Consider the following 11,445-nt stretch of genomic DNA (forward strand, 5'->3'; position numbering starts at 1 on the left):
CCAGCTGATAGGAGCACCAAGATGAACAAGATCCTCCTGGTTCCCGGTCTGCACAACAGCGGGCCGGATCACTGGCAGAGCCGCTGGCACCAACAATTCCCCCACTGGCAGCGGATGGTGGGGCTGCCGTGGGATCGGCCCGACCTCACGGTCTGGAGCGCCAAGCTGGCGAGCAAGCTCAAAAGCCGGCGCGGGCGGGCTCACCTGGTGGCCCACTCCTTCGGCGCGCTGGCGGCCATCACGGCGGCGCGCCGGCAGCCCGACAAGGTGGCCTCGCTGTTTATCGTGGCGCCGGCGGATCCGGCCCGCTTCGGCTTGCCAGACGAGCTGCTGGCAGGCTCGCTCACGGTGTCGGCCCAGCTGGTGGCCAGCCGCAACGATCCCTGGATGAGCTTCGAGCGGGCCGAATACTGGAGCCGCCAGTGGCAGGTGCCGCTGTTTGATGCTGGCGAGGTGGGCCACCTCAATGCCCAGTCAGGCCACGGCGAGTGGCACCAGGGGCTCAACCTGCTCGGCACCCTCTATCGGCGGGCCGAGATGGTGGTGGCGCCGACGCCGGCGGTGTGGGAGCGGCGGGCGGCCTTGAGTTTTCGCTAAGCGGCGAGCGTTGAACACACAGATTTGAAATAGAGAAGGAGGGCAGGCAGCCGATACCACGACAGTTTGATTTGGATAGCTTGGTACATTGCACGACGCTCCATTTTTAGGTCTTTTATTTATATAAAAGACCTTTTTTTCATTTTATGGCTCTAAAAGCCTTGTATGTCGTTGTTAGATAAAAAAGTGCTTAGCAAAGGCGTTATTGGTGTTTGTTGCCCCTGACAGGAGTGCGCAGAATCGCTGTATCTAATGTTTTTCATAACAAACGGATGCGTTATGCGATTTGGTTCTTACTCCGTGCTGCCGGGCTTCGGCCCGACCCTCGGCTTCAGCCTGCTCTATCTGGGCGTGCTGGTGCTGCTACCGCTCTCGGCGCTGGTGCTGTTCGCGCTGAACAATCTGACCCTGGCCGAGTTCTGGCAGGTGATAGGTTCGCCGCGGGTGCTCGCCTCCTTTCGGCTGAGCTTCGGGGCCGCCCTGGTGGCGGCGCTGCTCAACGCCCTGTTCGGCCTGATCCTGGCCTGGGTGCTGGTGCGCTACACCTTCCCCGGCCGCCGACTGGTGGATGCCCTGATCGACCTGCCGTTCGCCATGCCCACCGCCGTCTCCGGCATCGCCCTGTGCGCCATCTTCGCCCCTAACGGCTGGATCGGGCAGTGGGTCGCCCCGTTTGGCATCGAGCTCGCCTACAACCCCATCGGGGTGGTCATCGCGCTCACCTTCATCGGGCTGCCGTTCGTGGTGCGCACCCTGCAGCCGGTGCTGCGGGAAGCCGAGACCGAGCAGGAGGAGGCCGCCGCCAGCCTGGGCGCCGATCGCTGGCAGACCTTCATCCGGGTGCTGTGGCCGACCCTGGTGCCGGCCCTGCTGACCGGCTTTGCCCTGGCCTTCGCGCGGGCGGTGGGGGAGTACGGCTCCGTCATCTTCATCGCCGGCAACCTGCCGATGGTGTCGGAGATCGCGCCGCTGATGATCATGAGCCACCTGGAGGAGTACGACTACGCCGGCGCCTCCGCCATCGCCGTGGTCATGCTGCTGATCTCTTTCATTTTGTTACTGCTTATCAACAAGTTGCAGGCCTGGAGCTGGGCCCGTATCGGAGGGAGCCGGATATGAACGCATCCAACGCAAGCCTGGCGCTGGCCACGGGCGAGGCGGCGCCGACCACCTCGGTGCGCCAGCCCCCCGTCATCCGCGAGCCGGTCTGGGTCAAGTGGCTGCTGATCACGGTCGGCCTCGGCTGGTTTGCCGCCCTGCTGCTGCTGCCGCTGGCCACCGTCTTTATCCAGGCCTTGTCCCCCGGATTGAACTTCTTCTGGCACGCCATCAGCGAGCCGGACGCCCTCAGCGCCCTCGGCCTCACCGCCCTGGTGACCCTCTGCTCGGTGCCCCTCAACCTGCTGTTCGGGATCGCCGCCGCCTGGGCCATTGCCCGCTTCCGCTTCCCAGGCCGGCAACTGCTCATCACCCTCATCGATCTGCCGTTCTCCGTGTCGCCGGTGATCGCTGGCCTGATGTTCGTGCTGATGTTCGGCAGCCGCGGCTGGTTCGGCGAATGGCTGAGCGAGCACGACATCAAGGTGATCTTCGCCACTCCCGGCATCATCCTGGCCACCACCTTCATCACCGTGCCCTTCGTGGTGCGCGAGCTGCTGCCCCAGATGGAGGCGCGCGGCCCGGAAGAAGAAGAGGCGGCCATCATGCTGGGGGCTAGCGGCCTGCAGATGTTCTGGCGGGTCACCCTGCCCGGCATCCGCTGGAGCCTGATGTACGGCCTGCTGCTCTGCACTGCCCGAGCGGTGGGGGAGTTCGGCGCCGTGTCTGTGGTCTCCGGCCACATTCGCGGCCAGACCAACACCCTGCCGCTGCACATCGAGATCCTCTACAACGAGTACCAGACCGGCGCCGCCTTCGCGGTGGCCAGCCTGTTGGCCCTGTTCGGGATCTTCACCCTGCTGGGGGAAACCCTGCTGGCCCGGCTGCGTGCCCAGCCAGTTCACTCTCACTGATCACCGAATTCAAGAGGCTGCCATGAGCATTCAGGTACAAGGACTCAACAAGCATTTCAACCAGTACGCGGCGCTGGCCGACATCAACCTCGACTTTCACGACGGTGAGCTGGTGGCGCTGCTCGGCCCCTCCGGCTGCGGCAAGACCACCCTGCTGCGGATCATCGCCGGGCTGGAGCAGGCCGACAGCGGCAGCGTGATCATCCGCGGCGAGGATGCCTCGGATCTGCACGTGCGCGAGCGCAACGTCGGTTTCGTGTTCCAGCACTACGCCCTGTTTCGCCACATGACGGTGTTCGAGAACGTGGCGTTTGGCCTTAGGGTCAAGCCGCGCCGCGAGCGACCGGCCGAGGCGGCGATCCGCGCCCGGGTCAAGGAGCTGCTGGAACTGGTGCAGCTCAGCCACGTGGCCGCGCGCTACCCGACCCAGCTCTCCGGCGGTCAGCGCCAGCGGGTGGCGCTGGCCCGCGCGCTGGCGGTGCAGCCCAAGGTGCTACTGCTGGACGAGCCCTTCGGCGCCCTCGACGCCCAGGTGCGCAAGGAGCTGCGCCGCTGGCTGCGCGAGCTGCACGACGAGCTGCACGTTACCAGCCTGTTCGTCACCCACGATCAGGAGGAGGCGCTGGAGGTGGCGGATCGGGTGGTGCTGATGAACGCCGGCAGGGTCGAGCAGATCGGCACCCCGGCCGAGGTCTACGACCAGCCCGTCAGCTCCTTCGTGCACAGCTTCCTCGGCAGCGTGAACCTGTTTCGCGGGCGGGTAGCCGGACAGGGGCTCGGCATCGGCGAGCAGCTGCTGGGTGGGCCCATCAGCTCCCAGCTGGCGGAGGGCAGCGCGGCCGTCGCCTATGTGCGTCCCCACGAGCTGGAGATAGTGCCGGCGGATGCGCCGAGCGGCATCAGCGCCACCATCACCCGATTGCTGCCCATGGGGCCGCGCATCCGGGTGGAACTGCGTGGCAATGGGGATACAAACGGTGCACACTTCGAGGCCGAGCTGAGCAAGGAGGCGGCCCGCGCCTTCCACCCGGGCCAGGGGGTGCGGCTGGTGGCCAGACAGGCTCAGCTCTACCCGGATTACCAGATTTAAGTGGCAGGCCCCTGGGGGGCCGCGCAGGCAAGCAGCGTGACCAGGGCGGAGTCTGCCCGCCTGGGATGCAACAGGGTCAGTATGGCGGCCAGAGTTCAGGCTCGGGCAGCCAGACAAGATAACAACAAGGCGGCGGGGAGGGCCCCGACCGGCCGGTCAGCGCAGGAGGCGATGACGTGAATTTTCAGCAGTTGCGAATCATTCGGGAGGCGGCACGGCGGGATTACAACCTGACCGAGGTGGCCAATGCCCTGTTTACCTCCCAGTCCGGGGTCAGCCGCCATATCCGCGAGCTGGAAGAGGAGCTGGGGATCGAGTTGTTCATCCGCTACGGCAAGCGGCTGCTCGGCATGACAGAGCCGGGCAAGGAGCTGCTGGTGATCGCCGAGCGCATCCTCGGGGATGCCGAGAACATCCGCAAGCTGGCCAGCACCTTCGCCAACCGCGACTCGGGCCGGCTGCTGGTGGCGACCACCCATACCCAGGCCCGCTACGCCCTGCCGCGGGTGGTGAAGGCGTTTCGCGAGCAGTTCCCGCTGGTGCAGCTGGAGCTGCGCCAGGGCGGTCCGGAGGAGATAGTGCGGCTGGTGCAGACCGGCGAGGTGGACATCGGCATCAGCAGCGAGCAGCTCGACAAGAGCGAAGGGGTGGTGGCGTTTCCCTACTACCGCTGGCACCACAACATAGTGGTGCCGGAGCAGCATCCGCTCAGTGCCGAGCAGGAGCTGACCCTGGCGGCGCTGGCCCAGTGGCCCATCATCACCTATCAGGCTGGGCTGACCGGGCGGGCGCGGGTGGACGAGGCGTTTGCCGAGGCCGGCATCGCCCCGCAGATCCTGCTGACCGCGCAGGACTCCGACGTCATCAAGACCTATGTCGAGCTGGAGATGGGGGTGGGCATTCTGGCGGACATGGCGTTCGACACCCAGCGCGACAAGGGACTGGTGCAGCTGGACGGCAGCCGGCTGTTTGCGCCCCACACCGCCTGGATCGGTCTCAAGCAGGGGCAGTTCCAGCACAACTTCGCCTGGCAGTTCATCCAGCTCTGCAACCCTGAGCTGGCGCTGGCGGACATTCAGGCCCGCGCCATGGGGGGCGAGCCCGCCATCGACTTCCAGATCTGAGCGGTCACAGCAGAGAAAACGGGGAGCCAGTGGCTCCCCGTTTTGTTGATGGCGTCATGCTGTGCCTGCGGGTCAGTTGACCAGGATCCAGGCATCCTGCCAATTGCTACCGACCCCGGGTTCATACTGGGTGGCGCTGGCCGACCACTGGCTGCACCAGCCGCGATAGGGGAAGGGCTTGCACTGGTAGATCTTGCCGTTCTTGGGCTGCAGCACCCTGGTGCCGTCGGTGTAGGACTTGAGCCCCTCCGGGAAGGTGAACTGGTAGTCACCGCCGGCGGCCGGATCCTTGAGCATCAGGTCCAGGGTCTGCTGCACCGCCTCGCCACCGGCCCTGGGTTTGCCCTCGATCACCAGCTGGTGGTGACCGGCGCTGAGCCCGGTGAGCGGCATGGTGAAGCTGTGGCTGCTGTCCTTGATGTCGGCGCTGGTCTGTCCCTTGGCGGCCCCATCGTGATCATACAGGGTGTTGGTGACGGTCAGATCGCCCTCGGCGGCCACGGTAAAGTTGAGGGTCAGCTTGCCCTCGTCGAGCAGGTAGTCGCTCTCCAGGCCGCTCACGCTGACGCCGTTGCTCACCGGTGGCTGCTGCTGTTCGAGCTGGATCTCGACTCGCTCCAGCGCGCTGCCGGCCTTGAAGTAGACCGGGTTCTGGCCGTAGACGGGGTTGAACTGGCCTTCACCGCTCTGCTGGCCGGCGCGGATCTGGTTCTGCTCTGCATTGATCTTGCTCGCCAGGGCGTGGGTCCAGTTGTTCTTCTGGCCCTGCTCCGGGCTGGCGATGGTCAGCTCGGTCTGCAGATCGGGGCGCACGCCGTTGGCATCGAACACCAGAGTTCTGGCCTTGTCGCCGACCGCCAGCTCGGTGGAGGGGTAGATGGTGCCGCCCTGGCTCCATTCCAGCGGTGGCTGGGTGCCGCCCTTGAAGTTGGCGTCGATCACGTTATAGAAGCTGTTGCTGGTGTCACCCACTTCCCACACCCCCAGGATCACCTGATAGCCGGTGCGCTCGGGCAGGTTGCACTGGTGGGTGACCTGCTTGGGCGGCTGGGTCATGTTGCCGTCCACCACGCAGAAGGGGGTGAGCTCGAAGGAGGCGCGAGTCAGCGGCTGGTTCGGGTTCCAGTCCTGCTTGGTGAGGTAGTAGCGCCAGTTGCGGGTGACGTGGTTGGCGGTGAAGGTCCAGCTGATGGCGAAGGGGCCGGCCTGTACCTCGCGGCGGGTCCAGCGGTCGCTGGTCTGGGCGTTCAGCTCGCCCCAGCTGGCGCTGCCGGCCGAGGCGATCTGGCCGTCGGCAGGGCCACCATTCGGGAAGCCGGAGGGGCCTTCCACGCTCTGGGGTTCCCATTGCACCGCGCCGCACTGGCTGTTGCCGCCGGTCTTGCACAGGTAGTTGCGCGATTCCGGCTGGCTGATGTAGCCGTGGGCGAGCACGCTGCCACTGACCAGCAGGGCCAGGGTTGCAGCGACGTGATTGAGTTGGATTTTTGCTGCCATACATTCCTCTGTTCGACAGATGTGGGCAGTCAAGTTGGCAGGGGCGTTCCCCGAAACACTGTGTGGCAACCCCGCTATCCTGGACGACATGTCTTTAGACCGGAGGCTTTGCGTCCTGGCCTTTCAACCAGTTTGCCAAATGACTACATAAAGGGTCATGGTGTCGCGTTTGGCGACAACTCATCATGACTATTTTTGATTAAATAATTAAGTGTAAATCTTTACAGCTTGACCTCATCGGAGTAGAGCAAACACTTAACTTTATGTTTTTAAATGGCTATTAACTCGGCGCCACGGCATCAAGTTCGTCGAACAGGTCGACAAGATGCAAATATTTGGCATTTTTTCGCAATGAAAAACGCCCCCGCCAGCCGATCTGGCGGGGGCGTGCGCTGCGACAAGCCAGGACGGATCAGTGGCGGATGCGCGGGCGATCCTCCTGCCGCGGCGGTTGCGGCATCCGTGGCTGGGTTGCCGGCTGGTGGCTGGCCGAGCCCAGTTTGAACAGGGCCAGCCGCTCGTCCAGGCTGCGGGAGAGTCCGGCCAGCAGCTCGCTCTCCTGAGCCAGCTGGGAGGCGGACTGGGACATCTCCAGCGCCGAGTCGTTGATGCCGCTGACGTTGCGATTCATATCCTCCGCCACCATGCTCTGCTGCTCCGCCGCGGTGGCGATCTGGGTCGCCATGTCGCTGACGTGCTGGATGTGGTTGACGATGAGGGAGAGATCCTGGCCCGCCTTCTCGGACTGGCCGACGCTGCTCTCCGCCAGCTTGCGGCTGGCGTCCATGGCGTCGGCCGCACTCACCGCCCGCTGCTGCAGCTGGGCTATGGTGCTCTGGATCTCCTCGGTGGACTGGCGGGTGCGGCTCGCCAGCTGGCGAACCTCGTCGGCCACCACGGCAAAGCCGCGGCCCTGCTCGCCGGCGCGGGCCGCCTCGATGGCGGCGTTGAGGGCCAGCAGGTTGGTCTGCTCCGAGATGGCGCTGATGACCGCCGTCACCTCGCTTATCTGCATCACCCCCTCCTTGAGCTGGTTGACCTGCAGGGTGGCCTGCTCCACCTCGCTGGCCAGCGCCTGGATGCCGTGCACGCTGGCGTGCACGTCCCGGTTGCCGAGGCCGGCCTCGCTGGTGGCATCCTGGGTGTCGCGGGCGGTGTTCTCGGCGTGGCCGGCCACGTCGGCGATGGTGGCGCTCATCTCGTTCATGGCGGTGGCGAGCTGGGCCAGCTGATCCCGCTGGCTGTTGACCGCCTGGTTGGTCTGCTCGGCGGAGGCGGCGATGCGCAGGGCGGCATCCGCCACGTTGCCGGCCCCCTGGCTTGCCTCCAGCAGGGCGTGCCGGATGGCGCTGAGCCCCTGGTTGGTGCAGCTGGCGACGGCCCCCAGCTCGTCCTTGCCGTGCACCGGGATGCTCACCACCAGATCGCCGGCGGCCACCTGCTGCATGGCCCGGTTGATCTCGGCCAGCGGGTTGACGATGGAGCGGCTGATGGCAAAGCCCAGCAGCCCCATCAGCAGGGTCACCAGCAGGGTGGCGCCCCCCATCAGCTGGTACTGGGACCAGATGGTGGCCTGGATGTCCTGCAGCAGCACGCCGGAGCCGAGGATCCAGCCCCAGGGCTGATAGCCGGCCACCAGCGACAGTTTCTGGGCCGATTCGCCGGAGGGGGAGACCCACTGGTACTCCAGCCGACCCTGCTGACCCCCTCTGCCGAGATCCACCATCCGCTGCCAGTGCGCGCCGGCGGTGGCGGATCCGCTCTCGCCCATCTGCTGGCCGACCAGCTCGGGCCGGACGGGGTGCACCAGCATCCGGCGGTTCTCGTCCAGCACGAACAGGTAGTTGTCACCGTCAAAGCGCATGCTGTTGAGCATGGCCCTGGCCTCGGCCTGCGCCTGGAGGGCGGGCAGGGTGGCGGCCAGCGCCTGGATCCGGCTCATGGCCAGATCCAGCACGGCCTGCAGCCTGGCTTCCCGTTCACTCATCAGATTGCGCTGCAGGGCACTGGCGGAGATGAGCAGCAGTGCGATGAAGCCGACCAGCGCCAGTGAGAGCAACAGCATCAATTTGCGGCTCACGGCAATATCACCGAGCTTGAACATAGTCTCTTCCTTAACTTTCCCATGCGGGTCTGGTGGTGACCAGTCTGTCGGCTGGCCCTGATTATTTTTCATTTAACATTTAATTAACTTTCAACGGCTTGGCGCGACAGCACGCCAATTGAGAAGTTTGACACCAGTATAGCCAGCAGACAGAAACCCTCGCTTTTGGTAGCGTGTTCGCGCGCATCCCGGCGCACCATTTGCCGGATTATTTGCAGAAAATGTGAATGAGTCGGCATTTCACTAAAAAGGAGTGGGCACCCCGTGCTGCCCCATAACAAGAGGGAATTTATGAGTTCCATTGCCAGGAATTATCTCAACCAGCTCAACGCCGATTACCTGCAGGTGCACAGGCGCAAGGAGGATCTGTTCTGGTCCACCTACATGGGCACCAGTGACGATCAGGCCGGTTTCACCGCCGCCGAGCAGGCCTACAAGGCCTTCTGCGCCGACCCGGCGCGCTTGCCGGTGCTGCGGGAGATGCATGCCATGGCCGAGGAGACCGAGCTCAAGCGCGGTCTGGCAGGCTGGATCGCCTTTTTCGAATGCAACGTCATCGAGGCGCCGGCCGCTGCCGCCCTGATGGACGAGCTGGTGGCCGCCGAGGCGGCGCTGTTTGCCCGCCGTCGGGAGCTGAAGCTGACCTTGCTGGACGAGCAGGGCCGCGAGGTGGCAGGCAGTCTGCCCGCCGCCAGCACGGCATTGGCCGCCAGTAGCGACGAGGCGGTGCGCCAGAGCGCGCTCGCCATGTTCCACACCCTGGAAAACTGGGTGGTCGACAACGGCTATCTGGCCATAGTCGCGCTGCGCAACCGCTTCGCCCGGGCCATGGGCCATCGCGACTACTTCGACTACAAGGTGCACAAGAACGAGCAGATGAGCCCGGCGCAGCTGTTCGCCATCCTCGACGACTTCATCGCCGGCACCGAGCAGCGGCTGCACCAGAGCCTGGCCGAGCTGAAAGCGGCCAAGGGGGAGGCGGCTCTGTTGCCCCACAACCTGCGTTACAGCGTGAGCGGCGACGTGACTCGCCAGCTCGACCCCTACGTACCCTTCTCCCGCGCTTTGCAGGATTGGGTCGAGAGCTTCCGCCGCCTCGGCATCCAGTACCGCGGCGCCAGCCTCACCCTGGATCTGCTGACCCGGGAGGGGAAATACGAGAACGGCTTCTGCCACGGCCCGGTGCCGAGCTTCTGGCAGGAGGGGGAGTGGGTGCCGGCGGTGGTCAACTTCACCAGCCTGGCCGACCCGGCCCAGGTGGGCAGCGGCTGGAGCGGGCTCAACACCCTGTTCCACGAGGGGGGACATGCGGCGCACTTTGCCAACGTCACCGGCAACGCCCCCTGCTTCTCCCAGGAGTTCCCGCCCACCTCCATGGCCTACGCCGAGACCCAGTCCATGTTCTGCGACAGCCTGCTGGATGACGCGGACTGGCTCAAGCGCTACGCCAGAAATGCGGCGGGGGAGCCGATCCCGGATGCGCTGATCAAGGCGATGATCGAGGCGCGCCAGCCGTTTCGTGCCTTCAACGAGCGCCAGATCGCGCTGGTGGCCTACTTCGAGCGGGATCTCTACGCCATGGACGAGGCCGAACGTACCCCGGCTGCCGTGCTGGCGCTGGCCCGCCGCTGGGAGCGCCAGATCCTGGGGGTGGAGAGCCCGCGCCCGCTGCTGGCCATCCCGCACCTGCTCAACCAGGAGTCGGCCTGTGCCTATCACGGCTACCTGCTGGCGCTGATGGCGGTGGAGCAGACCCGCGCCTACTTCCTGAAGCGCGACGGCTACCTCACCGACAACCCGCGCATCGGGCCGGATCTGGCCGCCCACTACTGGGGGCCGGGCAACGGCATGACCCATGACGAGACCCTGCGTAGCCTCACCGGCAAGGGCTTCAGCGCCGGCCCGCTGGCCGCGGTGTGCAACCAGAGCGTGGCCGAGGCGTGGCAACAGGCCGAGGCTTGCATGGCGGCGGCCCGTCAGCGTCCGCCGGCCGGCGAGGGGGCACCGCTCGATGCCCGCATCCGGGTAGTTCACGGCGACCAGCTTATCGCCGACAATAGCGACTCAGAGGAAGCCATGTTGGCCGGCTTCGAACGCTGGATCCGCCACCACTACCAGGAGGCGGCCACCAGTCACTGAGGCGCAAGCCGGTGAACATGCGTTATGTCAGACCCCTGCCACGGCAGGGGTCTGTTTTTCATGGGAAGGAGTCGAGGGTGGGAACAAGATCGCGGTGGAGGTGGCTGCTGGCCACGCTGCTGCTGACGGGGTCGCTGGCGCAGCCGGCCCGGGCACTGCAGGCGCTGACCGAGCAGATGCCCCCTTACAACTACCAGCTGGCCGGCCAGCCGGTGAGCGGTTTCTCGGTGGATCTGCTGCACGCCCTGCTGGCGCGCAGCGGCCTGGCGCTGCGCGGAGACATTCAGCTGCTGCCCTGGGCGCGGGCCTATCAGAATGCCCGCTATCGGGCGGGCAGCATCCTCTTCTCGGTGGCGCGCACCCCGGAGCGGGAGCACCAGTTCCAGTGGGTGGGGCCGGTCGGGCCGCGCACCATCAGGGTGTGGCGGCTGAGCTCGCGCACCGATATCCAGCCCCGCAGCCTGCAGGAGGCGAGCGACTACCGGATCGCCGTGGTACGCAACTCGGCCTCGGCCCAGCAGCTGGTCCGCCAGGGGCTGGCGCCGGTCAGCGTCAACAGCGAGGAGGACAAGTTTCGCATGCTGCTGCGCGGCCGGGTGGAGCTGGTGACGGCGCTGGATCTGGGGGCGGCCTTCCACATGCACCAGCTGGGGCACGGCTTCGAGGCGCTCACCCCGCTGTTCGTCTATGACGACAGCGAGCAGTATTACTTCGCCCTCAACCTGGCGACGGAGCCGGCCAAGGTGCAGGCCCTGCAGCAGGCCCTCGACCAGATGCGCCAGGATGGTTCGCTGGAGACCCTGCGCCGGCGCTGGCTCAACCTCCATGCGCAGCCCACCGTCTCGCTCGGCGGGGCCGCCCCCTTCTGATCCCCCCCCGCCG

The 11,445-nt window shown here is 65.8% G+C and carries 9 protein-coding genes and 1 riboswitch; of the genes, 7 read left to right on the forward strand and 2 right to left on the reverse strand.

Annotated elements, in window-relative coordinates; genetic code table 11:
• The first annotated feature begins 21 nt into the window (after positions 1–21).
• From I6L33_RS07235 to cbl, 5 genes are all read left to right on the forward strand, one after another.
• Positions 22–597 (forward strand): alpha/beta hydrolase, encoded by a 576-nt coding sequence (locus I6L33_RS07235; protein WP_216973808.1) that lies wholly within the window; start codon positions 22–24, stop codon positions 595–597.
• Between the two features lie 279 nt (positions 598–876).
• On the forward strand, positions 877–1,716 hold the full coding sequence (gene cysT / locus I6L33_RS07240) for a sulfate ABC transporter permease subunit CysT (RefSeq protein WP_193558424.1): 840 nt from the start codon (positions 877–879) through the stop codon (positions 1,714–1,716).
• Positions 1,713–2,609 (forward strand): sulfate ABC transporter permease subunit CysW, encoded by an 897-nt coding sequence (gene cysW / locus I6L33_RS07245; protein WP_017782258.1) that lies wholly within the window; start codon positions 1,713–1,715, stop codon positions 2,607–2,609. Before cysT ends, cysW begins: the two co-directional genes overlap by 4 nt.
• Before the next feature lie 22 nt (positions 2,610–2,631).
• A complete protein-coding gene (locus I6L33_RS07250; protein ID WP_216973809.1) occupies positions 2,632–3,699 on the forward strand; it encodes a sulfate/molybdate ABC transporter ATP-binding protein in 1,068 nt (355 codons plus the stop codon).
• Positions 3,700–3,875: 176 nt separating this feature from the next.
• A complete protein-coding gene (gene cbl, locus I6L33_RS07255) occupies positions 3,876–4,823 on the forward strand; it encodes an HTH-type transcriptional regulator Cbl (protein WP_005308577.1) in 948 nt (315 codons plus the stop codon).
• A gap of 72 nt (positions 4,824–4,895) precedes the next feature.
• On the opposite strand, the gene gbpA is transcribed toward cbl, so the two are convergent.
• Positions 4,896–6,320 (reverse strand): N-acetylglucosamine-binding protein GbpA, encoded by a 1,425-nt coding sequence (gene gbpA / locus I6L33_RS07260; protein ID WP_216973810.1) that lies wholly within the window; start codon positions 6,318–6,320, stop codon positions 4,896–4,898.
• Between the two features lie 61 nt (positions 6,321–6,381).
• A riboswitch (cyclic di-GMP riboswitch) is annotated at positions 6,382–6,467 on the reverse strand.
• 265 nt (positions 6,468–6,732) lie between these two features.
• Complete coding sequence (locus I6L33_RS07265) at positions 6,733–8,424, reverse strand: methyl-accepting chemotaxis protein (RefSeq protein ID WP_216973811.1); 1,692 nt, start codon at positions 8,422–8,424, stop codon at positions 6,733–6,735.
• A 291-nt stretch (positions 8,425–8,715) separates the two neighbouring features.
• Between I6L33_RS07265 and I6L33_RS07270 the strand changes: the two genes are divergently transcribed.
• Together I6L33_RS07270 and I6L33_RS07275 are read left to right on the forward strand one after the other, a co-directional pair.
• Positions 8,716–10,563, forward strand: coding sequence for a M3 family metallopeptidase (locus I6L33_RS07270; protein WP_216973812.1), 1,848 nt, complete (start codon positions 8,716–8,718; stop codon positions 10,561–10,563).
• 77 nt (positions 10,564–10,640) lie between these two features.
• Complete coding sequence (locus I6L33_RS07275; RefSeq protein ID WP_216973813.1) at positions 10,641–11,432, forward strand: ABC transporter substrate-binding protein; 792 nt, start codon at positions 10,641–10,643, stop codon at positions 11,430–11,432.
• The last annotated feature ends 13 nt before the right edge of the window (positions 11,433–11,445 follow it).

The organism is Aeromonas sp. FDAARGOS 1403 (genome assembly GCF_019047325.1).
Classification (GTDB): Bacteria; Pseudomonadota; Gammaproteobacteria; order Enterobacterales; family Aeromonadaceae; genus Aeromonas; species Aeromonas dhakensis.

Bases quoted from the DNA above. Each gene is read 5' to 3' on its own strand.
- I6L33_RS07235 (WP_216973808.1), top strand. From the start codon at position 22: ATGAACAAGATCCTCCTGGTTCCCGGTCTGCACAACAGCGGGCCGGAT.
- cysT (WP_193558424.1), top strand. From the start codon at position 877: ATGCGATTTGGTTCTTACTCCGTGCTGCCGGGCTTCGGCCCGACCCTC.
- cysW (WP_017782258.1), top strand. From the start codon at position 1,713: ATGAACGCATCCAACGCAAGCCTGGCGCTGGCCACGGGCGAGGCGGCG.
- I6L33_RS07250 (WP_216973809.1), top strand. From the start codon at position 2,632: ATGAGCATTCAGGTACAAGGACTCAACAAGCATTTCAACCAGTACGCG.
- gbpA (WP_216973810.1), bottom strand. From the start codon at position 6,320: ATGGCAGCAAAAATCCAACTCAATCACGTCGCTGCAACCCTGGCCCTG.
- I6L33_RS07265 (WP_216973811.1), bottom strand. From the start codon at position 8,424: ATGTTCAAGCTCGGTGATATTGCCGTGAGCCGCAAATTGATGCTGTTG.
- I6L33_RS07270 (WP_216973812.1), top strand. From the start codon at position 8,716: ATGAGTTCCATTGCCAGGAATTATCTCAACCAGCTCAACGCCGATTAC.